Source organism: Pseudocitrobacter sp. 73, from assembly GCF_008369545.1.
Taxonomy (GTDB): domain Bacteria; phylum Pseudomonadota; class Gammaproteobacteria; order Enterobacterales; family Enterobacteriaceae; genus Pseudocitrobacter; species Pseudocitrobacter vendiensis.
In genome coordinates, this window is record NZ_VTZO01000009.1 from 392,778 (window position 1) to 414,715 (window position 21,938).

Consider the following 21,938-nt stretch of genomic DNA (forward strand, 5'->3'; position numbering starts at 1 on the left):
GAAATTCCTGGCAGTATTGCCCGATTTTGGTTGGGTGTCTACTCATCTGGTGTCGTTTCTTCGCACAGTTTGCGTACAGCTGCGAGAAACTGACGGTAATGAATGTATGCCGTTGATTTTTATCCCGAGCCTGCTCGAGGCGCTAACAATACCTGGCTGACGCCGCGCAGTGGTTCCAGCGATACTGCGCGTACAGGATGCAGGACAAAGGCCGGGATAATGGAAACAGTCGCCACTACGCCGCATGATGCGGTATTTAAAAACTTTTTGACGCACACCGATACGGCACGGGATTTTCTGGATATTCACTTGCCGGAGGACATCAAAGCGATTTGCGATCTGAGTACGCTCACGCTGGAATCCGGGAATTTTGTCGAAGAGAGTTTACAGGAGCAGTACTCTGACGTGCTTTACTCCGTATCGATGCAGGGACATCCAGGTTATCTGCATATTTTGATCGAGCACCAGAGCACGCCGAGCAAGAAAATTGCCTTTCGGATGATGCGCTATGCTATTGCCGCGATGCACCGCCATCTCGAAGCGGGGTTTCAGCAGTTACCGCTGGTGGTACCTATCCTTTTCTACCAGGGAAAAACATCGCCTTACCCCTACTCGATGTGCTGGATGGATATGTTTGCTTCGCCGGAACTGGCGCGACGCCTGTACAGCGAACCTTTCCCGCTGGTGGACATTACCACCATACCGGACGATGAAATTATGCAGCATCGTCGCGTGGCCATACTCGAACTGCTGCAAAAGCATATTCGCCAGCGCGACTTAATGAAAATGCTGGAGGATCTGGTCACCCTTTTAAGCGCGGAGTACACTACCGAAAGTCAATTAATCACGCTGGTAAACTATATGCTACTGCGTGGTCATACCGATCAACCGAAAATATTCTACCGGGAACTGGGAAAGCGTTTGTCAAAGGAGAAAACAATGGGAACTGTCGCCGAGTGGCTTGAAGAGCAGGGAATATTGAAGGGATTAGAGCAGGGCATACAGCAGGGCATACAGCAGGGCATGCAACAAGGTATGCAACAAGGCATGCGACAAGGTGAAAGCAATGCCACACATCGGGTTGCGGCCCGCATGCTGAAAAGCGGTATGTCGCCAGAATTCGTTGCGGAGATGACCGACTTAACCCGCGAAGAAATCGACAAAATCCCCGACTGGCGCTAACCGTCGTCAGCGCCAGTTTCGGTCAATCAGCCTAATTCGACAATTTTGTTGTCGATCAGTCGTGCCTGTCCGAGCCATGCGGCCATCAGGATCACCGCACGTTTGCTGTTGTCGGTCAGGTCGAGCAGGGTATCCGCATCGCGGATCTGAATGTCGTCGGCGCGGAAGCCTTTTTCATTCAGTTCCTGCTCGGCGATGGCGATGATTTCCGGTTGATCGCGTTCACCGTTTTGCAGTTTTTCTGCCACGTTACTGAGCACTTTATACAGCCCTGGCGCGATCTTACGTTGATCTGACGTCAGGTAGCCGTTACGTGAACTGAGCGCCAGGCCATCTTTGGCGCGGATAATCGGTACGCCCACGATTTCAATATCGAAGCCCAAATCGGCAACCATCTTGCGAATAAGCGCCAGCTGTTGGAAATCTTTCTCGCCGAAGCAGGCAATGTCCGGCTGGATCAGGTTAAAGAGCTTGCTGACGATGGTAGAGACACCGCGGAAGTGCCCCGGGCGGCTGGCGCCTTCGAGCATGGTAGAGAGACCCGGTACGTCGACAAAAGTATGGTTTTCGGTGCCCTGAGGATAGATTTCCTGTGCTGACGGCGCGAAAACCAGATCCACTTTGCGCTTGTTCAGCTTCTCGCTATCTTCCTGCAAGGTGCGCGGGTAGCGCGCCAGATCTTCCGGGCGGTCAAACTGCATCGGGTTAACGAAAATACTGACCACGACCACATCGGCCCGCGCTTTCGCTTCATCAACCAGCTTCATATGACCATCATGTAAATTGCCCATAGTAGGCACCAGCGCCACGCGCTTGCCTTCCATACGCAGACGGCGGATATGCTGACGCAGCAGCGGCAGGGTTTCGATAATTAACACAACGTGACTCCTTAATGGAAACTGTGTTCTTCGCCCGGATAAACGCCGGACTCGACTTCAGCCATATACTGACGCACCGCTGCGCGGATGTCGCCCGTTTCGGCGAGGAAATTTTTGGCAAATTTAGGGATATGGCCGCCGGTAATGCCGAACGCATCGTGCATCACGAGGATTTGCCCGTCGGTGACATTGCCTGCCCCGATACCGATAACCGGAATCGCCAGTGCTTCGGTGACGCGTTTTGCCAGTTCGACCGGCACGCATTCCAGGACCAGCAGTTGCGCGCCTGCGGCTTCCAGCGCCAGCGCATCGCTCAGCAACTGATCGCCTGCATCGCCACGGCCCTGCACTTTATAACCACCGAAAACGTTGACTGATTGTGGCGTTAACCCCAGATGACCACATACGGGGACAGCACGCTCGGCCAGCATTTTAACCGTGTCGGCGAGCCACGCACCGCCTTCGATTTTGACCATGTTCGCGCCTGCGCGCATCACCATCGCCGAGTTTTCAAAGGCCTGTTCCGGGGTGGAATACGCCATAAACGGCAGGTCAGCCAGTAGCAGGCAATTTGGTGCGCCACGACGTACGGCGGCGGTGTGGTAGGCGATATCTTGAACGGTTACCGGGAGAGTGGAGTCGTGCCCCTGAACAGTCATACCCAGAGAATCGCCAACCAGCATCACGTTCAGCCCTTCATCAGCAAACAGTTTGGCGAAGCTGTAGTCGTAAGCGGTAATGGTGGCGAAGCGTTTTTTTTCTTGTTTGTATTTGTTCAGTAAGGAGATGGTGGTCGGTTTCATCATAACCCCTGTTAGTCATAAGTGTTATCGATAGGATTGGCGCATTGTAGGGGATGTCAGTGATGAGTGTTAGCCCTTTGTGGTCAAAACCGGCAGGGGGACCTGCCGGTAGCGGGGCTCAGGGGTAGGTGATAGAGAAAACGGCGGTCGCTTTGAAATCCCCGCCTCTGATTTGTTGATTGTTGTCTTGTTTGAGGGTGGCAACAAAACTTAGCGTTTGCGAAGCGGCAGTGCCACTCGTTCCTTTCCCGATAATTCCGTTGGAGTTGTCAGTCGTATCGACATAGGCTTTATAAACGGAGTTGGTATCATTAGGGTGAAGAACAACCTCGGCATAATGTGAGTTCGATTTTCCTTTAATCTCCACGCCTACGCCGTTGGCGGCATTGGCCTCGGCGGTTAACGAATTACCCAATAACGCAACCGACATTGCAGGGGCGCCGGTAGTCATTTTGACCTCGATATTGGTGACCCGGTAACAGTTCTTTAGTGCTATACCAAAAGGGATGCCGTCAACGCCATCAATGATGTCTTTGGGGTTATATTCACCGAGGCTGACGGTATCTCCCTTAACTGTATTCCCCGAAACGACCGCTGAGGTACAGGTTGGCGAGCTAAGCGTCACGTTCCCCATATTGAACGTCTGATAAATAGAGTGCGAGGTCAATGCACCACCAGGCGCTGCATTTGTCACTGAATAGTGATATCCCTTGTTGCTCAGTAAAGCGATGCTACCTGTCGTATTGGGATTGAAGGTGCCATCATTATAAAACTCAATATCAATTTTACTGACCAGACCGCCTACGGCTGTGTAATTCCCCAGATCGGCGACGCATACGGAATGCTCGGGCGTTAATGTCAATGTTTGTTGGGGGGTATCACCGATATAGATATCGCTGCTGGAGGTTGTTTTGAATGAGCTTACATTGTACATGTGCATCCTGAAGTAGAGACCCTGCACATTGGTTTTAAAGAGCTTGTGGCCATCTGCACTCACCAGAGCATCAACGAAATGGCTCTCCAGGGTTAATGGTGTTCCCATTCCGCCAGCGCCACAGTAAATCAGGCTATTTCCTGATGAGTTTGTATCCACCCAACCCAGCTGGAGCCTGATGTTGCTACTTTGTAGCCCCGCTGAGGTTGGGATCACTATCTGATTTGCCCCGGTACTGAACGTTGCCGTTGCGCTGCCATCCCCCTGTGGACCGGAATTATTTTCCGTCGAACCTGAATAGGTTTTGTTGCCGACGATTATTGTGTTGGCAGAGTGCAGGCAGCCTGAATAGAAGGATAAAAGAACCAGCAGTGTTAGACACCACCGCTTAAACCGGGAAAAATGTTGCGTGTTCATCTCTTCATCCTTGAGAGTGATATAGATTATTCATAATAAACCCCAACAAATACGCTCGCTTTTACCACGCCGCTGGTTACCGCTTGTGTAGGGTCAATTTTTTGCATCCGAGCGTAAAAGTGGTATGTCGCGTTAGCGATCGTTTCGGGCGTCACGGGGTAAATACTTTGCGGTTGACCACGCGTGTCGAGCACATTGAAAATATGCTGTGCGTCCTCGGTCGATAAAATAACCACGCCGACATTTTTTGCACCGTTGACCTGCTGGTTGGCGAATACCTGGAGGTTGGTTGGCGCAAGGGTGCCTGCCAAAGGCGTAAAGCTGACGGTCAGGTGGGCCGGATTTTTCCCCGCTACCTGCGCGCAGTCGCTGACGGTAATATAAAAGGGGTGCCCGCCAGAATAGACGCGATCGACAGAGGTATTATTATTCAGATAGCTATAATCCACTGTGCCTAAATCAATATTTCCATTATTGTCGAACGTGACCCGGCAACTGGTGCTGATGATATTGGCAGTCATATTAATATTGGTACTGGCTGCAATGACGTTGTAAGAAAACCAAAACGCAATCATGTAGATAACTGTTTTCATCATCATCTACTCATAGGTTACAGAAAAGATAGCATTGGTGGAGAATTGACCTGCACGGACATCCGCGATGGTATTATCCGATGCGACAACAATTCGGGCACTGAGCGGCCAGTGGACAATATTCGATCCTGTTGCCGTGGCTAAATCGACAATACTGGTCGGTTTGGTTTTACAATTAAGCTGAATGCTGCCCTGACCTTCTGGCTGGTTGGTCGTCCACACTTCAACTGCAACACCGGTTGCCGCATCATCGTCCGCCGTCGTCAGTGCATTACGGTATCCGCCACCGGTACTGGAAGCGCCATCGCAGCCCGTCTGTGCAGAAAGCACAACTTTTGCCTGATCCTTTGCTAACCCTTCGCAGTTTGAAAACACCAGGCTGAAGTTCTGGTATTTCGATTTAGCGGAAAGCTCGTTGAGATAGACATCGCCAATAGCGATAGTGGTGGCTTGCTGATCCTGCGCATCGCGTAATTCCGCCGTGCAGGTACTGGCAGTGACCTTAGCACGTACCGTAACGTCCATAGAGCTACTGGCGGCGTGGCCGATGGCGATATATCCAAAGCACAGCAGCAAGACAAAGGTTATATTGTGATAATTCATAAACAAACCTGCTATTGGTAGGTAAAGACGAAAGTCACTTTGGCCTGGAATTGGCCTGTGGTGATCGTATTCCCGGTGGTGGTCTGACGAAGCATGGCTGTAAGATCTAATCCATTACTTATTTCATCATTCGTCCAGGTGACTCGCTGGCTACCGTTGAGTTTAAAGCGGAGATTTTCATCAGCGTTCATACGTTTAATACCAAGACCAACATAGTTGGTATGTCCGGAAACAGTCTGGTCATTACCGATTAACGAATCTGTATAGCTGCTGACTGCGCCATTGAGGGTCATCGACAGGCCGGAAATATAGTTATTACAATTGCTGGCAAGGATTTTAAAATTAGCCTCCGACAGTGACGATTTATTCACAATGTCTGAAACACCCATATCAGGCAGATCCAGATAATAGTTATTTGTTGCGGTATCACCGCTGATATTGGCCCCATTCAATGCGTTGAGCGTCATGGCACAGGTCGTCTCTTTGATGGTCGCGGTAAAGTTCACCGAAAGATCGGTTGCCAGTGCGGGGCGCAGACAAAGCGACGTCAGCAGCAGCAGGGGCGGTAGTAAAAAAGCTCTCATTTCCTCTCCTGGAACATTATTGCTGGGTGCATGGCACGCCGTTGAGTACGATGGTTTTACCGGTCATGGTGGGTGATGACGGTATCTGATAATGAATACGGCACTGCTGGCGACTATTTTTCTCATACCAGGTGACCGTCAGTTCTCCGCTGTCGGCGATACCGCGTACAAATGCCTGACTGCCCTGGCCAACGGTCCCGATAGAGGTCCCTTTTTCGTCGGTAATATCGGAAGCAAACGGCACAGGCTGATTGTTGCTACGCAGTAAATTGAGAATGGCGGAGCGCCCGGTATCGGTGTCAAAGTGGCTGAAAATGACGGAACCCTGGCGTGGAATGGCGACGCTACTGGTGTTTTTGAGCTCCACGTCGTTATCCAGATCGTTAACATCGAGCGCGACGGTATTTTCCCGGTACGGTGACAGTGAACTGGTCACGCCGTAGCCAAAACGGTCGATGGTGCTGTTACCAAAGTTAATGCGCGCGCCTTTTGCACCCGGAGCGTTGATCAGCGCCAACGTGTCAGAGTCGGTAAAACTGTCGTTACTGAAGGTCAGACCGTGGCGGTGGAGTACAAAACCGCCATCGGTGCTGAGCCCATACTGACGTGAGCGATCGCTGCTGGTGGAGGCTGAGCCTGAAAATGTTCCCCACGGCGACTCATAGCTGGTATAACCGCTGATACTTTTCAGGCTGTCGCTGTTTTTCTGCACGTTATAGGCGGTATTCACGCTGTAACTCCAGCGATTATCCTGGCTGTAGCCCGAGGCATTGGCGTTATATTGCGAGCTCCCTTTCATGTCACTGTTAACGCTGGTGTTCAGGGTTTTGAATCCGCCCTGATGGCTATCGCGGCCCAGCAGTTTATCAAGCGGAATGGTCACACTCAGATAAACCGAGTCATCCTTCTTATTGTCTTCGTCGTATGTGCGTTGCAGGCTGACGCTGTAGCTCGCCCAGTTAAAGGCATTGCTGTAGCCAAAGGCAAAACTGCTCTGTGATTCGTTGGTTACCCAGTAATCTGTCCATGTGCCATTCACATAGAAAGAGCCAAAGTCACGTTCATCACTTTTTAACGTTTGATTAATGCTAACGCTGAACTGATTTTTCATGCGTGCATAACTGACAATCCCCGAATAGCCTTCTTCATCAGGATGGTTGGCAGAATTAATCAGCGTTAACGCGTCGTTCAGCCCCAGATAGTTTTCAGTGGAGTAGCGATAGGCGGCAATGTTGAGTGAGGTTTCGGTCGGGGCGAAATATTTGTTCCATGAAACACGGTAACTTTGCCCACTATAGGTTTTATCGTCAGGAATTTCGGCATGAGACTGAGTAACATCGAAGGAGAAAGCGCCCAGCGATGTATTCACTCCCAACCCTAATAAACCGGCCCAGTAGCCGTTATCGGTCATTTGCAGGCCGGTGTAGCCGGTGAAGGTGTTGCTCAACCCGTAATAGTAGGTTCCTTGCAGCAGGTTCGGTTTATCCCGGAGTTCCTCTTTATTGACCTCACCGGTGCTGATATCCCATTTGCCTACGCCGGGACGCATCATCTGGATCACCGATGAATAAGCCTGACTAAACGTACGTTTTGAACCGTCCGATTCGGTGATGGTCACCTCGAGATCGGCGCCGAACCCTGCCGGCGTGAGATCGTCAATCGCGAATGGACCCGGCGGAACGGTCGTTTCATAAATTTTATAACCGTTTTGGGTGATCGTGACTTTCGCGTTAGAGTTTGCCACGCCACGGATAACGGGCGCATACGATGCCAGCGTAGGGGGCAACATGCGGCTTTCGCTATAGAGTCGCAGCCCGCGAATAGGCACAGAATCGAAGGTTTCTCCTGTGGTATTGGTTTCACCCATTACCAGCTGAGAGCGGAGCGCGGCGATATCGCGTTGCAGATATTTATCCTGAAATTCAAAACTACCGCCGTCTTCTTTGTCCCATGAATAGTTACCATGTGAGCGAAAATGCCATCCCCATAAATTGATACCGCCCATCAGTCCGGCGTAGCTGGTTTCTGTGGTTTGATTGGGGGATTCACTGCGCCAGCCGTTAAGGGTGTAAGAGAGCATTGCGGCATTGATGCCTTCATCCCACAGCGACGGATCGACATAGTTGGCATAGGTTCTCTGCAGCCAGATTTGCGGCATGCTGATATCAAGCCGCTGATCGTTGCTATTGTAAGCGACGCTCGATTGCGGAATAGCAACCTCTACGTTCAGGCAATCCTGCGCAGCGTTTTCGCGTTTTTGCAAAATTGCGTTATCCGCTAACTTTTCTGGCTGGCGAATATGCAGTTGTAATAATGTGTTGGTGGATATACAGGGCTGAGCAGCGTGTTCAGGGTCTATTTCAATAAACTCGATTTTCAGATTGGCGCTGGCCTGGTTATTAATAAACACGCTGACGTCATAGCGCCCCGGTAATGTTGCGTTACCTTTGCTATAACGATTGACATCAATATCCCTGGCGCCTGCACCCATCAGGAACGTGTTATCAAACTCAACGGTCTCGTTCGCCCCCCACGCATTTTGCGTGCAGGGCAGCAGGCTACACGCAATCAGACAAGCGAGCGGCGAGCGTTGAATTTTTTTGCCATCGAGGGGGATCTTCATTGTACGATCTCAGCCGATATGGTCTGTGGGCATCAAAGTTTGACTTTGCCGTCAATGCCACCGCCAAAATCATTAATGGCTGAGTACTCAACTGTTGCGCCAGAGACAGAACGGGGAGCGCCTTTTACCACCATTTCCGCACTGCTTTTTGGCTCGACCATACTGGCTTCCACGGTATATTTGTTACCGCCTGAGGCAAGGGTAATACCGCTGAAAGAGACGTGATAAGGCGTTGGGTTTGTTGCCTGCAGCACCACTTTTCCGGCTGAAGACTGGAGACGCCAGGTTAACTGTTTTGGGGCATCCGCAGGGTTACCCGCCAGACCGGTTGGGCGATAGAACAGCTTGATACGGGTACGGAAAGCCAGTTGCAGAATGTTTTTTCCTTTGGCATCGGCATCGCTCATCTTGGGGGGAACTTCCAGCGCGTTGAACCAATAAACGCTTTCGCGATCGGCTGGAAGGGTCTGGCTGGCGTTCCACGCAATTTTAACCGTTTGGCCTTTTTTACCGTCAACGCGGGAAACCGGCGGCGTCACGGTAAAAGGCACTTTCAGTGTGCTGGGGTCGGCATTTTCGCTGCCGGTATCAATCCAGGTCTGAACTAATAGTGGGCGGGCACCTTTGTTTTCCATGCGCAATGTGACGTCTTTCTGGTCGGCATTATAAATAATGCGCGTACCGGAAAGCACAATATCTGCTTGCGCGGTGAGGCTGAAAACGGCTGTCGATGCGACGAAAACAGTGGAAATAACAAACTGACACATCCTGGTCATAACACTATCCTTATTGAGTGACCCGACAGCACGTGGGCTGTCGGGAGATGCAGAGATTTACTGATAAGTCACTGTATAAGCGGCGTTGGTTTTGACATAACCTGCCGTTGCGTCAATTGTTGCTGCCTGTTTAACATATGACGCTTTAAAGTTGAAAATCGCTTTGCCGTTGGTATACGGTACGTTTTTAACATCGGTGCTGTCGTTAACTCTCATCTGTTGGTAGGTAGTGGCATCGGGAAGGTAGTGAATGGCAATCGCGACCCCGGTTGCCGCCTGGTTGATGGAGAGATCGTTGTTCAGAGTGCCCTGGCTGTTGCTGAAGAACACGGAACCCATGCTCAGATTGGCAGAGGTGCCCTGTGGATCGGCCGAGCAATCTATCGTAATAGAGAAGGCTTCCGGTTTTGCGCCAGGCTCGGCAGCCCTTACGACACCTATGTTATTCACTTCAGCGGTTGTGGCGGTTTGCAGGGTAATCTGCCCATCCTGTGCGCCACCGTTAACGTGCAGGGCGCAGGTGTTGTCGCTGACCAAACCCGCGAAATCTAATTGACCACCATCCAGCGCGAAGGCTGAACTGGTGAATATCACTAATGCCGCAGCAATAGCACTTTTCTTTAACATACAAATATCCTTATTAAAATTAAGAGAGATGAAACTCTTCATCCTAAGTCATCATAATTTACGACGTAGTTAAAGAAAAATAGCTACCGTGAATGTTATTTTATTAATATATTGATATATTATTCGAGTGAATATATTTGGTGCAATTACATTAGTTGCACGGCACGATTCTGTGCCGTGCAGTTTCACCATGACATATTAAGGATACGTTACCGTGTATGCCGCATTCGTTTTAACAAAGCCTGCCGTCACGGGGACGGTACTATTTTGTTGAACATAAGATGCTTTGAAATTGTAGGTTGCTTTACCTGAGGTGAAAGGTTTGACTTTTTTATCGGTGCTGTCGTTGATTTTAACCTGTTCATAGGATGATGCTGTTGGTTGGTAATGAACAGCAATCGCCACACCTGTTGCCGCCTGGTTGACGCTGAGATCGTTATTCAGGGTTCCCTGGCTATTACTGAAGAAGACAGAACCCATGCTCAGGCTTGCATTGGCGTTAGCCGGTACTGCGCTGCAGTCAATGGTAATAGAGAAGGCTTCTGGCTTTGCACCAGGAGCGGTAGCATTCACCACGCTGGCAGTCTCTACTTCAGCGGTAGAAGCGGTTTGCAGTGAAATCTGGCCATCCTGAGCGCCGCCATTAACGTGTAAAATACAGGTGTTGTCGCTCACCAGCCCGGCAAAATCAAGTTGACCGCCATCCAGCGCCAGAGCCGGCAGTGAAGCGAAAGACAGTGCAATACCCAGAAGAATTTTATTCTTCACCATGAAAATATCCTTATGAAAAGAAATTAAAAACCAGCAATAAAATTTTTCGTGGGATTTATACCGAAAGTGCTTTTTTTTGTAAAATTCATATAAGGAATATTTTTTTGTTTAAATTTTGTTTGCCTATAATATTTGGTGTGTTTCTATGTTTTTATTTTCATATAATTTAGGTTTCATGTTTATCATCGACAGGGGAGGACGTGTTTTTATTCTGCTATGTGGCGGATTCACTGGGGTGGAAGGCGTTATTTTGCCTGCACCAGTCCTGGTTTTTATATATTCATAGTGGCTATTGATGGCTTTGCTTTAATTCTTTGTGGTTATATCATGGTTACGATGTATTTTTATGTGGGATTGATTAATTATAATTAAATCAGATTTAAGGATATTTAATGCCATAAGGTGAGCTAAATACATTAAAATGTAAACGTGATGTCACAAATATGAATATAATATTTCTTAATATCCTTTTATTTACACCGTGCAAACGGTAGCGGGATTACCACAATGCGGGGCAAGAAGCGTTAAGTTGGGTAAGGCGGGAATGTAGCGTTTCTCCGTCTGGAAACACCCATGTCGGCGCAATCTCAAACAGTGGCCAAAGCATGAAGCCACGATTCTTCATATCATAGTGTGGAACGGTCAGGCGCTCCGTGTTTATGACCTGATTGCCAAACAGCATGATGTCTAAATCCAGCGTGCGGGGTCCCCAACGCTCAGCCTTACGGACACGACCTTGCTGCAACTCAATACGTTGCGTGTGATTGAGCAACGCTTCCGGCGCGAGAGATGTTTCCAGGGCCACGGCGGCGTTCAGGTAATCAGGTTGATCCTGCGGGCCCAGCGGCGGGGTACGGTAAAACGAAGAAACGGTAATAATGTGGCTTTCAGGAATGTCGTCTAACGCTTTCAGGGCAGCATTGACCTGCTCCATCGGAGAGGCCAGATTGCTGCCGATAGCGATATACGCAAGGGTCATGCGTTGTTGCTCTCGCGACGCGGCGCGCGTTTGCGCGGACGACGATGGCGACGGCGGGTATCCGGCTCGTCATCCAGGTTGGTGAGCATATCTTTCTGCGCAGGCGGTGCAGCCACCTGAAATTCGCCCCACCATTGAGTCAGGCGTTGCAGCTCCGTATTACGTTCTGCTTCAGCGCGCAGCGCCAGCAAATCGTAGGCGGCACGGAATTTCGGGTGCTCCATCAGTTTCCACGCACGTTTACCCTGACGGCGAGACATACGCAGTTGCAGCATCCAGATATCACGGACCAGCGAGGTAATACGTTTTGGAATGGCCAGTGAACGGCAGGCTTCATCCAGCACATCGTTCATTGCCAGCGCGAAAGCATCGTGATACGTCAGGCCGCTTTCTTGGGTGATTTTCTGCGCCATCTCAAGCAGTGGATACCAGAACATGGCCGCAAACAGGAATGCCGGGTTAACACGCATATCGTTACGAATGCGGTTATCGGTATTTTTGAAGACCTGGTTGATTATCCGTTCCATCGCGCTGTCGCCTTCTTCAGTGAAGTAGCGGGTGATGGTGGGGAAAAGCGGCTGGAACAGATTGTATTCACGCAGCAGTTTGTAGGTATCGTAACCGTAACCTGCCTGCAGCAATTTCAGAGACTCTTCAAACAGACGCGCAGGTGGCACATCGTTGATTAATGTCGCCAGACGCGGGATGGGCTCGGCGGTCTCTTCGCTAATACGCATACTCAGTTTGGCGGCGAAACGCACGGCGCGCAGCATGCGCACCGGATCTTCGCGATAACGCGTTTCCGGATCGCCGATGAGGCGAATCACACCTTCTTCCAGGTCCTGCATACCGCCGACGTAATCACGAACGGTGAAATCGGCGACGCTGTAATAAAGGCTGTTAATGGTGAAATCGCGGCGCTGGGCATCTTCTTCGATGGAACCGAAAATATTATCGCGCAACAGCATGCCGTTTTGCCCACGCTGAGAGGTGGTTCGGTCAGACTGTGTCTCTTCGTGATGCCCGCGGAAGGTGGCGACTTCGATGATTTCCGGGCCAAACATGACGTGGGCCAGACGGAAGCGACGACCGACCAGGCGGCAGTTGCGGAACAGTTTACGCACTTGCTCCGGTGTCGCGCTGGTGGTGACATCGAAATCTTTCGGTTTTTTGCCCAGCAGCAGGTCGCGAACACCGCCACCGACCAGATAGGCTTCGTAACCCGCCTTGTTCAGACGATAGAGAACCTTCAGGGCGTTTTCGCTGATATCTTTGCGGGAAATAGCGTGCTGCTCGCGCGGAATGACCGTCATTTGAGGACGGGCGACGGCATTAGCAGCCTCGCTTTCCTCACGGCTTAGCACCTTGCGGCAAAAATTAGCGACTCGGGTAAAAATGGTACACCTCGGTAGTGTCAGTCTTATGGACTAAAAAATAGCGGCTAATCATAGCTCAGCATCATGCATTTGAGAATGGCGGATTTACAATCGCCCTTTCCGGCACGGTGTCAAGCGTCCAGTTATCTACAGCATTTTTCAGTAATTCGGCAAGCGTAAGATCCCGCCACTGCGCCACAACGTCCTGCCCTAAAAAGCGTAGCGCCTGGGTTAAAATGGGGCGAGGATCGCCTTGTGGTAAGGCAGGCGCATGATTTTGCTTGGAAAGTTTAGCGCCTTCTGCGTTGAGTGCCAGCGGCAGATGAATATATTCGGGCTCGGGCCAGGCAAAATGACGATAGAGCGAAATCTGGCGCACCGTCGGTTCGATTAAATCTGCGCCACGGACAATCTCCGTTACGCCCTGAAAGCGGTCGTCGACCACAACGGCAAGGTTATAAGCGAACAGTCCATCACGGCGATGAATAATAAAATCTTCCGTCGCCAGTCGCGGGTCGGCGTGAATATTACCGCGCAGGTTATCGTGGAAGGCCAGCACCGGCTCATTTTGTCGAATACGCAGCGCGGCGTTTTCCGCACTGAGGGCTAAATCGCGACAGTGCCCGTCATACATACCGCCAATACTCTGAATGCGTGCGCGGGTGCAGGTGCAGTAATAGCAGAGCCCTTGCTGATGCAACCAGGCCAGCGCCTCGCGATAAGCGTCATGACGTTGAGATTGCCAAAGCACATCGCCGTCCCACTCTAGCCCATAATGTTCCAGCTGGCGCAAAATCGTGGTTGCGGCACCGGGAACTTCACGAGGGGGATCGATATCTTCAATGCGGACCAGCCAGCGACCACGCCGGGCGCGTGCCTGGAGATAGCTGCCGAGCGCGGCAATCAGCGAACCAAAATGCAGTTCACCGGAAGGGGAGGGGGCAAATCGCCCGATGTAAGGTTGTGATGACATGCTTTTACTGATTATAAAAACGGCAAGGCGGGAATCGCTCCCGCCTTGAGAATAGTCATGGTCATTAGCGCTTGATTAGCCAGCCATCTGTTTTTCGCGAATTTCCGCCAGCGTCTTGCAGTCAATGCACAGATCGGCAGTCGGGCGCGCTTCCAGACGACGGATGCCAATTTCGACACCGCACGATTCGCAGAAGCCGAAATCTTCGTCTTCCACTTTCTTCAGCGTTTTCTCGATCTTTTTAATCAGCTTACGCTCGCGATCGCGGTTACGCAGTTCGAGGCTGAACTCTTCTTCCTGGGCTGCACGGTCAACCGGGTCCGGGAAGTTCGCTGCTTCATCCTGCATGTGTGTAACGGTGCGATCGACTTCATCCCGAAGTTGATTACGCCATGCTTCCAGAATACGACGGAAGTGTGCCAGCTGGGCTTCGTTCATATACTCTTCGCCCGGCTTCTCCTGGTACGGCTCCACCCCAGCGATGGCGAGAATACTCAGGGACGATGTTTTACGGTTTTGCCCTTCTTGCATGTTGCTTCTCCTTAACACGCACTATCGATCCCCGTGTTCGGGGGAAAAATCAGGCCGCTATAAATAGCAGATGCGATTCCGTATGGCAATTATCTAAACGTAACACTTGACAATGCTGTGAGGAAAAGCGTATTTGCGACGCAGCCCGAACACTAAATATCCAGATCACACCCGTGGTAACGTGACGGGCAACGGTGATCTCAGAGTGATGTTATTGGCAGAAAGTTCCGCTTTATAAGCCAGAATCTCCACCCCCCGTTTATGTGCTTCCGCTAACAGTTGTGCGTATTGAGCATCAATATGGTGTGCAGGTGCGAAATATTCAATGGCTGAGTGTAAAACAGTGAACAATAACACCGCCCGATCGCCCGCTGCGACCACGCCCATCAGCTCGCGTAAATGCTTCTGCCCGCGCAGGGTAACTGCATCCGGGAAGTAGCCGTACTCCTTTTCCGCCAGCGTGACCGATTTCACTTCAATATAGCACCGGGGACGATCATCCGCCTGTAACATAAGGTCAATTCTGCTGCCCTCGGCACCATATTTCACTTCACTTTTCAGCAAATTATAGCCGAGCAGCTCCGGGATTGTTTCAGACAATATCGCTTCTTTGGCAAGTTGGTTCGCGCGTTGCGTGTTGACACAAATAAATGCGCCGCTTTGGGTTTGCGTAATTTCCCATGTGTGCGGATATTTGCGTTTAGTATTTTCTGATGTGGAATACCAAACCGTATCGCCAGGCGTGGCGCAACCGGTCATTGCACCGGTATTTGGGCAGTGGAGGGTGAGTGTTTCTCCCTCGGGGGTCACCACGTCTGCCAGAAAGCGTTTATAACGTTGAATCAGCGTGGCGTGCTGGAGAGCAGGCGTAAAGTGCATGAGGCATCCTTGATTATTCTGAAAGTGTCCAGCGTTGAAGCGGCGTGTAGCGCGTTCGCCCGTTCAAAAAATGCGATTCGTAGAGCACAAATTCGTTCACCGGGATTTCCCAGTGAAACCCTGGCGCCGGGATCGGCACTGCATGCGCCGTATTGCGCAGCAAAGTAAGATGCGGATGAAACGGCTGCGGGCTCTGATAACAGCCGCTGCGCGCCGCCTGAGCTCTTAACAGATTAGCCAGCTGTAACAATCCACGCGGCGGCTGACGCGTGCCCAGCCACACTACTCGCGAGCGCAGCCATTGTCCGGCGTCGTCGAGATGCAGCGTAAAGCCTGGCTGACGGATACGGCCCGCCATGGTCGCCAGCGCGGCCTGCTTCTCGGCGCTAATCTCACCCAGAAACGCCAGAGTGATGTGCATATTCGCTGCCGCAACCGGCCTTCCTGCGTCTTCCGGGAAGTTGTCCGCTCGCCAGCGTACAATCTGGCGCTGGATTTTGGACGGGATCTCAATGGCGAAAAAGACTCTTTTCGACTCAGACATAGTGGGTACTCGGTAATGAATTGTGGCGATGCTACAATGTCCGCCATTCAATGTTAACCCTTTGGAGCCAAACGTGTCGCTGTTGCCAGTCGCCGCTGTTCTTCCCGATCTTCTTTCCGCACTGGCAAACGCGCCTGCGGTACTGCTTAACGCGCCGACGGGGGCGGGGAAATCGACATGGCTGCCGCTACAAATTTTGCGTGAGGGCAATATCAGCGGGCGGATTATTTTGCTCGAGCCGCGCAGGCTGGCGGCGCGTAATGTCGCGCAACGGCTGGCTGAATTACTGAATGAAAAGCCCGGTGAAACGGTCGGTTATCGGATGCGTGCAGAAACCTGCGTCGGGCCAAATACACGCCTTGAAGTGGTGACTGAGGGCATCCTGACGCGCATGATCCAGCACGATCCCGAACTGACGGACGTCGGGCTGGTGATCCTCGATGAGTTCCATGAGCGCAGTTTGCAGGCTGACCTTGCGCTGGCTTTGCTGCTGGACGTTCAGCAAGGGCTACGCGATGACCTGAAACTGCTGATTATGTCCGCCACGCTGGACAACGATAAGCTGCACGCCCTGTTACCGGATGCGCCGGTGGTCACCTCCGAAGGGCGCGCATTCCCGGTGGATCGCCGCTATCAGGCTCTCCCCACCCACCAACGTTTTGATGAAGCGGTGGCTATCGCTACTGCGGAACTGCTCCGCGCAGAGCAAGGCTCACTGCTGCTGTTTTTACCCGGCGTAGGTGAAATCCAGCGTGTACAGGAGCATCTGAGTTCGCGTGTATCCTCTGATGTGCTGCTTTGTCCCCTCTATGGCGCATTGCCGCTCAGCGAACAGCGTCAGGCCATTCTTCCTGCACCGGTCGGCAAGCGTAAAGTCGTACTGGCTACCAATATTGCCGAAACCAGTCTGACCATCGAAGGCATTCGCCTGGTGGTTGATTGCGCGCAGGAGCGCGTGGCACGGTTTGATGTGCGTACGGGCTTAACCCGATTGATAACGCAACGCGTCAGTCAGGCGTCGATGACCCAGCGTGCAGGCCGCGCAGGGCGACTGGAACCGGGTATCTGTTTACATCTGCTGGGTAAAGAGCAGGCGGAACGCGCAGCGGTGCAAAGCGATGCGGAAATTCTGCAAAGCGATCTCTCTTCGCTTCAGCTGGAACTGTTGCAATGGGGCTGCTATGACCCGCAGCAACTGAACTGGCTGGATACGCCCCCCGCGGCCAATCTGGCTGCCGCACGTCGCTTACTCACGCAGTTACAGGCGCTGGACGGTGAACGTCTGACGGCGCAGGGGCAGAAAATGGCGGCGCTGGGTAACGACCCGCGTCTGGCGGCGATGCTGATTACCGCGAAAAGTGATGACGAGGCTGCCACGGCGGCCCGGCTGGCGGCGATTCTTGAAGAACCGCCGCGCGGTGCGGGTAGCGATCTGGGCCAGGCGTTTTCGCGCAATCAGTCGAACAGGCAACAGCGTAGTCAGCAGTTGCTCAGGCGTTTGAATCGGCGTGGCGGCAAACCGGATAGCGACGCCATTCCCGCATTACTGGCACAAGGTTTTCCTGATCGTATCGCGCGGCGACGTGGGCTGGATGGGCGCTATCAACTGGCGAACGGTATGGGCGCAATGCTCGATAGCGATGATGCGTTAAGCCGCCATGAATGGCTGATTGCGCCGCTGCTGTTACAGGGCAACGCGTCGCCCGATGCGCGTATTTTACAGGCGTACGCGCTGGATGTTGACGCACTGGCTACGCGCTGCCCTCAACTGCTTGAACAGTCCGATACCATCGAATGGGATGAGGCGCAGGGAACTCTGAAAGCCCTGCGCCGTAGCCGCATTGGGCAACTGACGGTAAAAGTCCAGCCGCTGGCAAAGCCCTCGGAAGACGAGCTACATCAGGCGATGCTCAACGGCATCCGTGATAAGGGTTTAAATGTTCTGAACTGGACAGAAGACGCGCAGCAGCTACGCTTGCGTCTGCAATGTGCTGCGCGCTGGCTGCCAGATGAAGCCTGGCCGGCGGTTGATGAGGCGTCGTTGCTGGCGGAACTTGAAGCCTGGCTGCTGCCGCATATGAGTGGCGTAAAATCGCTGCGGGCGTTGAAAAACGTCAATGTCAGAGAGGCATTACACGCCTGGCTTCCCTGGACATTACGACAACGTCTGGATAGTGAGCTACCAACTCATTACACTGTGCCCACTGGAAGCCGGATAGCCATTCGCTACGATGATGAAAATCCGCCCGCGCTGGCGGTGCGAATGCAGGAGATGTTTGGTGAGGCGAGCACGCCGACTATCGCCCAGGGGCGCGTGCCGCTGGTGCTGGAGTTGCTCTCCCCGGCGCAGCGTCCTTTGCAGATTACGCGCGATTTAAGTGCATTCTGGCAGGGGGCGTACCGGGAGGTGCAAAAAGAGATGAAAGGGCGTTATCCCAAACATGTCTGGCCGGACGATCCGGCGAACACGGCGCCGACGCGGCGGACGAAAAAGTATTCGTGAGGGAATTTTCCCCTCTCCCTGTGGGAGAGGGCCGGGGTGAGGGCAACAGCGCGCACGTTCCCCCCTCACCCTAACTCTCTCCCTCAAGGGAGAGGGGACAGACAGTGCTTGTGGCTAAGTTCAGCACGGGTTTTCCCCCTCTCCCTGTGGGAGAGGGCCGGGGTGAGGGCAACAGCGCGCACGTTCCCCCCTCACCCTAACCCTCTCCCTCAAGGGAGAGGGGACAGACAGCGCTTGTGGCTAAGTTCAGCACGGGTTTTCCCCTCTCCCTGTGGGAGAGGGCCGGGGTGAGGGCAACAGCGCGCACGTTCCCCCCTCACCCTAACCCTCTCCCTTAAGGGAGAGGGGACAGACAGTGCTTGTGGCTAAGTTCAGCACGGGTTTTCCCCCTCTCCCTGTGGGAGAGGGCCGGGGTGAGGGCAACAGCGCGCACGTTCCCCCTCACCCTAACCCTCTCCCTCAAGGGAGAGGAGACAGACAGTGCTTGTGGCTAAGTTCAGCACGGGTTTTCCCCCTCTTCCTATGGGAGAGGGGATAGATCGAGCAAATTTGAGAGATATCTTCTTCTGTTCCAAAACAGAAGAACTGAGAATCAGGCCTTTGCGCCTGAATGTTGCGGAGAGAAAGCATGGCGGGGAATGACCGCGAGCCGATTGGACGTAAAGGCAAGCCTGCGCGTCCGGCGAAACAAAAGGTGAGCCGTCGTCGTCTCAGAGATGAGGATTACGACGACGATTATGATGATGACTATGAGGATGATGAGCCAATGCCACCACGTAAAGGAAAGGGCAAGGGCGGCAAGCCTCGTAGAAAACACGGCTGGTTCTGGCTGCTGGTGAAGCTGGCTATCGTTTTTGCCGTTCTGCTGGCGATTTACGGTGTCTATCTGGACCAGAAAATTCGCAGCCGTATCGACGGTAAAGTCTGGCAACTGCCGGCGGCGGTGTATGGCCGCATGGTTAACCTTGAGCCGGATATGCCCATCAGCAAGAAAGAGATGGTGCAGCTGTTAACGGCGACACAGTACCGCCAGGTAACCGCGATGACGCGTCCGGGCGAGTTCACCGTGCAGGCTAACAGCATTGAGATGATCCGCCGTCCCTTCGATTTCCCGGACAGCAAAGAAGGGCAAGTACGCGCACGTCTGACCTTTGATGGCGATCATCTGGATACGATCGAAAACATGGAGAACAACCGTCAGTTCGGTTTCTTCCGTCTTGATCCGCGCCTGATCACCATGCTCTCGTCGCCAAACGGCGAGCAGCGTCTGTTTGTGCCGCGTAGCGGTTTCCCGGACCTGCTGGTAGACACTCTGCTGGCAACCGAAGACCGTCACTTCTACGAGCATGATGGCGTGAGCCTCTACTCTATCGGTCGTGCGGTGCTGGCGAACCTGACTGCTGGGCGTACGGTGCAGGGCGCGAGTACGCTGACGCAGCAGCTGGTGAAGAACCTGTTCCTCTCCAGCGAACGTTCCTACTGGCGTAAAGCCAACGAAGCGTACATGGCTGTGCTGATGGATGCGCGCTACAGCAAAGATCGTATTCTTGAGCTGTATATGAACGAGGTCTATCTCGGTCAGAGCGGCGATAATGAAATTCGCGGTTTCCCGCTGGCGAGCCTGTACTACTTTGGCCGTCCGGTTGAAGAGCTGAGTCTTGATCAGCAAGCACTGCTGGTCGGGATGGTGAAAGGGGCGTCCATCTACAACCCGTGGCGTAACCCGAAACTGGCACTGGAACGCCGTAACCTGGTGCTGCGTCTGCTTCAGCAGCAGAATGTTATCGACCAGGAGTTGTACGACATGCTGAGTGCGCGTCCACTGGGCGTGCAGCCACGCGGCGGGGTGATTTCACCTCAGCCAGCGTTTATGCAGATGGTGCGTCAGGAGTTGCAGGCGAAACTGGGCGATAAAGTGAAAGATCTCTCCGGCGTGAAGATCTTCACTACCTTCGACTCCGTGGCGCAGGATGCGGCAGAAAAAGCGGCGACCGAGGGTATTCCGGTACTGAAGAAGCAGCGTAAGCTGAGCGATCTCGAAACGGCGATGGTGGTGGTTGACCGCTTTAGCGGTGAAGTTCGGGCGATGGTAGGGGGCGCAGAGCCGCAGTTCGCCGGTTATAACCGCGCGATGCAGGCCCGTCGTTCCATTGGCTCGCTGGCGAAGCCGGCCACCTATCTGACGGCGTTAAGCCAGCCGAATCAGTATCGCCTGAACACCTGGATTGCTGATGCGCCGATTTCTCTGCGTCAGCCTAATGGTCAGGTGTGGTCGCCGCAGAACGATGACCGTCGCTTTAGCGGTCAGGTGATGCTGGTGGATGCGCTAACGCGTTCCATGAACGTGCCGACAGTTAACCTTGGTATGGCGCTGGGCTTGCCAGCCATTACCGATACCTGGCAAAAACTGGGCGTGCCGAAAGATCAGTTGCACCCGGTTCCGGCGATGATCCTGGGGGCTCTGAACCTGACGCCAATCGAAGTGGCGCAGGCGTTCCAGACCATCTCCAGCGGCGGTAACCGTGCGACGCTTTCTGCATTGCGTTCGGTGATTGCGGAAGACGGCACGGTGCTGTATCAGAGCTACCCACAGGCTGAGCGTGCTGTTCCGGCGCAGGCCGCGTACATGACCCTGTGGACCATGCAGCAGGTGGTGCAGCGGGGTACGGGTCGTCAGTTGGGCGCAAAATATCCAGGCCTGCATCTGGCGGGTAAAACGGGCACCACCAACAACAACGTTGATACCTGGTTTGCCGGGATCGACGGTCGTGAAGTGGTAATCACCTGGGTCGGTCGCGATAACAACCAGCCGACTAAGCTGTACGGGGCGAGCGGCGCAATGTCGATTTATCAACGCTATCTGGCAAACCAGTCACCGATTCCGCTGGTGCTGACGCCGCCGGAAGATATTGTTGATATGGGCGTAGATTACAACGGTAACTTTGTGTGCTCTGGCGGTTCACGTATGTTACCGGTGTGGACGACCGAGCCGGATGCGCTCTGCCAGCAGGGTGAGATGATGCAGCAGCAACAGGAGCAGCAGTCGGGCAACCCGTTCGACCAGTCTTCTCAGCCGCAGCAACAGCAGCAGCCACAAGAGCAGCCGAAGAAAGAAGAGAAAGACAGCGATGGCGTCGCTGGCTGGATCAAGGATATGTTTGGCGGTAATTAATATCGTCAACGCGCAAAGCCCGCTTATGTCAGCGGGCTTTTTTATGCGCGATTGTCAGAATGACGTAATGACTAAAACCAATCTATTAACCCTCTGTTTTCATCTGGTTATTTCTTGAACCTTTAATCCACAACACTCCCTTTACTGCTTGCTATATCGCCGCCGTTTGGCCTATTATTCGGCGGTTATA

The 21,938-nt window shown here is 52.9% G+C and carries 19 protein-coding genes; 3 read left to right on the forward strand and 16 right to left on the reverse strand.

Annotated elements, in window-relative coordinates:
- Window positions 1-219: 219 nt before the first annotated feature.
- On the forward strand, window positions 220-1,182 hold the full coding sequence (locus tag F0Q32_RS11350) for an Rpn family recombination-promoting nuclease/putative transposase (protein WP_149463145.1): 963 nt from the start codon (window positions 220-222) through the stop codon (window positions 1,180-1,182).
- Window positions 1,183-1,208: 26 nt separating this feature from the next.
- Here the strand turns inward: F0Q32_RS11350 and panC are convergent, their stop codons facing one another.
- The 16 genes from panC to thpR form a co-directional block, all read right to left on the reverse strand.
- Window positions 1,209-2,060 carry a pantoate--beta-alanine ligase gene (panC, locus tag F0Q32_RS11355; protein WP_149463146.1) on the reverse strand — a complete coding sequence of 284 codons (852 nt, stop codon included), beginning with the start codon at window positions 2,058-2,060 and terminating at the stop codon, window positions 1,209-1,211.
- An 11-nt stretch (window positions 2,061-2,071) separates the two neighbouring features.
- Window positions 2,072-2,863, reverse strand: coding sequence for a 3-methyl-2-oxobutanoate hydroxymethyltransferase (panB, locus tag F0Q32_RS11360; RefSeq protein ID WP_149463217.1), 792 nt, complete (start codon window positions 2,861-2,863; stop codon window positions 2,072-2,074).
- Between the two features lie 118 nt (window positions 2,864-2,981).
- Window positions 2,982-4,214 carry a fimbrial protein gene (locus tag F0Q32_RS11365; RefSeq protein ID WP_149463147.1) on the reverse strand — a complete coding sequence of 411 codons (1,233 nt, stop codon included), beginning with the start codon at window positions 4,212-4,214 and terminating at the stop codon, window positions 2,982-2,984.
- 26 nt (window positions 4,215-4,240) lie between these two features.
- Window positions 4,241-4,807: a fimbrial-like protein gene (locus tag F0Q32_RS11370; RefSeq protein ID WP_255475267.1), complete on the reverse strand. Its 567-nt coding sequence runs from the start codon at window positions 4,805-4,807 to the stop codon at window positions 4,241-4,243.
- A 6-nt stretch (window positions 4,808-4,813) separates the two neighbouring features.
- Window positions 4,814-5,410, reverse strand: a complete 597-nt coding sequence (locus F0Q32_RS11375) for a fimbrial protein (RefSeq protein ID WP_149463149.1) — start codon at window positions 5,408-5,410, stop codon at window positions 4,814-4,816.
- Between the two features lie 11 nt (window positions 5,411-5,421).
- Window positions 5,422-5,994, reverse strand: a complete 573-nt coding sequence (locus F0Q32_RS11380; protein WP_105272028.1) for a fimbrial protein — start codon at window positions 5,992-5,994, stop codon at window positions 5,422-5,424.
- Between the two features lie 16 nt (window positions 5,995-6,010).
- Window positions 6,011-8,617 carry an outer membrane usher protein gene (locus F0Q32_RS11385; protein WP_149463150.1) on the reverse strand — a complete coding sequence of 869 codons (2,607 nt, stop codon included), beginning with the start codon at window positions 8,615-8,617 and terminating at the stop codon, window positions 6,011-6,013.
- Window positions 8,618-8,649: 32 nt separating this feature from the next.
- Complete coding sequence (locus tag F0Q32_RS11390) at window positions 8,650-9,384, reverse strand: fimbrial chaperone (protein WP_149463218.1); 735 nt, start codon at window positions 9,382-9,384, stop codon at window positions 8,650-8,652.
- A gap of 66 nt (window positions 9,385-9,450) precedes the next feature.
- Entirely contained in the window at window positions 9,451-10,020 is a 570-nt protein-coding gene (locus tag F0Q32_RS11395; RefSeq protein WP_149463151.1) for a fimbrial protein, read from the reverse strand.
- Between the two features lie 198 nt (window positions 10,021-10,218).
- Window positions 10,219-10,791, reverse strand: coding sequence for a fimbrial protein (locus tag F0Q32_RS11400; protein WP_149463152.1), 573 nt, complete (start codon window positions 10,789-10,791; stop codon window positions 10,219-10,221).
- Window positions 10,792-11,290: 499 nt separating this feature from the next.
- Window positions 11,291-11,770, reverse strand: a complete 480-nt coding sequence (folK, locus tag F0Q32_RS11405) for a 2-amino-4-hydroxy-6-hydroxymethyldihydropteridine diphosphokinase (protein ID WP_149463153.1) — start codon at window positions 11,768-11,770, stop codon at window positions 11,291-11,293.
- A complete protein-coding gene (gene pcnB, locus F0Q32_RS11410; protein WP_223145801.1) occupies window positions 11,767-13,167 on the reverse strand; it encodes a polynucleotide adenylyltransferase PcnB in 1,401 nt (466 codons plus the stop codon). Before pcnB ends, folK begins: the two co-directional genes overlap by 4 nt.
- Before the next feature lie 61 nt (window positions 13,168-13,228).
- Window positions 13,229-14,119 (reverse strand): tRNA glutamyl-Q(34) synthetase GluQRS, encoded by an 891-nt coding sequence (gene gluQRS / locus F0Q32_RS11415; RefSeq protein ID WP_149463155.1) that lies wholly within the window; start codon window positions 14,117-14,119, stop codon window positions 13,229-13,231.
- 75 nt (window positions 14,120-14,194) lie between these two features.
- Window positions 14,195-14,650, reverse strand: coding sequence for an RNA polymerase-binding protein DksA (dksA, locus tag F0Q32_RS11420; protein WP_002463986.1), 456 nt, complete (start codon window positions 14,648-14,650; stop codon window positions 14,195-14,197).
- A 165-nt stretch (window positions 14,651-14,815) separates the two neighbouring features.
- The gene (gene sfsA, locus F0Q32_RS11425) at window positions 14,816-15,529 is read right to left on the reverse strand and encodes a DNA/RNA nuclease SfsA (protein ID WP_149463156.1); all 714 of its coding nucleotides are present in this window, start codon (window positions 15,527-15,529) and stop codon (window positions 14,816-14,818) included.
- Between the two features lie 13 nt (window positions 15,530-15,542).
- Entirely contained in the window at window positions 15,543-16,073 is a 531-nt protein-coding gene (gene thpR, locus F0Q32_RS11430; RefSeq protein WP_149463157.1) for an RNA 2',3'-cyclic phosphodiesterase, read from the reverse strand.
- A 73-nt stretch (window positions 16,074-16,146) separates the two neighbouring features.
- Here thpR and hrpB point away from each other — a divergent pair, with 73 nt between their 5' ends.
- Together hrpB and mrcB are read left to right on the forward strand one after the other, a co-directional pair.
- Window positions 16,147-18,576 (forward strand): ATP-dependent helicase HrpB, encoded by a 2,430-nt coding sequence (hrpB, locus tag F0Q32_RS11435; RefSeq protein WP_149463158.1) that lies wholly within the window; start codon window positions 16,147-16,149, stop codon window positions 18,574-18,576.
- Between the two features lie 628 nt (window positions 18,577-19,204).
- Window positions 19,205-21,748: a bifunctional glycosyl transferase/transpeptidase gene (gene mrcB, locus F0Q32_RS11440; RefSeq protein ID WP_149463159.1), complete on the forward strand. Its 2,544-nt coding sequence runs from the start codon at window positions 19,205-19,207 to the stop codon at window positions 21,746-21,748.
- Window positions 21,749-21,938: the final 190 nt, after the last annotated feature.

Coding starts and splice junctions, on each gene's coding strand:
- F0Q32_RS11380 (WP_105272028.1), bottom strand. CDS start 5,994: ATGAGAGCTTTTTTACTACCGCCCCTGCTGCTGCTGACGTCGCTTTGT.
- F0Q32_RS11390 (WP_149463218.1), bottom strand. CDS start 9,384: ATGTGTCAGTTTGTTATTTCCACTGTTTTCGTCGCATCGACAGCCGTT.
- F0Q32_RS11375 (WP_149463149.1), bottom strand. CDS start 5,410: ATGAATTATCACAATATAACCTTTGTCTTGCTGCTGTGCTTTGGATAT.
- mrcB (WP_149463159.1), top strand. CDS start 19,205: ATGGCGGGGAATGACCGCGAGCCGATTGGACGTAAAGGCAAGCCTGCG.
- F0Q32_RS11385 (WP_149463150.1), bottom strand. CDS start 8,617: ATGAAGATCCCCCTCGATGGCAAAAAAATTCAACGCTCGCCGCTCGCT.
- sfsA (WP_149463156.1), bottom strand. CDS start 15,529: ATGCACTTTACGCCTGCTCTCCAGCACGCCACGCTGATTCAACGTTAT.
- F0Q32_RS11365 (WP_149463147.1), bottom strand. CDS start 4,214: ATGAACACGCAACATTTTTCCCGGTTTAAGCGGTGGTGTCTAACACTG.
- dksA (WP_002463986.1), bottom strand. CDS start 14,650: ATGCAAGAAGGGCAAAACCGTAAAACATCGTCCCTGAGTATTCTCGCC.
- gluQRS (WP_149463155.1), bottom strand. CDS start 14,119: ATGTCATCACAACCTTACATCGGGCGATTTGCCCCCTCCCCTTCCGGT.
- panB (WP_149463217.1), bottom strand. CDS start 2,863: ATGAAACCGACCACCATCTCCTTACTGAACAAATACAAACAAGAAAAA.
- F0Q32_RS11400 (WP_149463152.1), bottom strand. CDS start 10,791: ATGGTGAAGAATAAAATTCTTCTGGGTATTGCACTGTCTTTCGCTTCA.
- F0Q32_RS11350 (WP_149463145.1), top strand. CDS start 220: ATGGAAACAGTCGCCACTACGCCGCATGATGCGGTATTTAAAAACTTT.
- thpR (WP_149463157.1), bottom strand. CDS start 16,073: ATGTCTGAGTCGAAAAGAGTCTTTTTCGCCATTGAGATCCCGTCCAAA.
- folK (WP_149463153.1), bottom strand. CDS start 11,770: ATGACCCTTGCGTATATCGCTATCGGCAGCAATCTGGCCTCTCCGATG.
- F0Q32_RS11395 (WP_149463151.1), bottom strand. CDS start 10,020: ATGTTAAAGAAAAGTGCTATTGCTGCGGCATTAGTGATATTCACCAGT.
- F0Q32_RS11370 (WP_255475267.1), bottom strand. CDS start 4,807: ATGAAAACAGTTATCTACATGATTGCGTTTTGGTTTTCTTACAACGTC.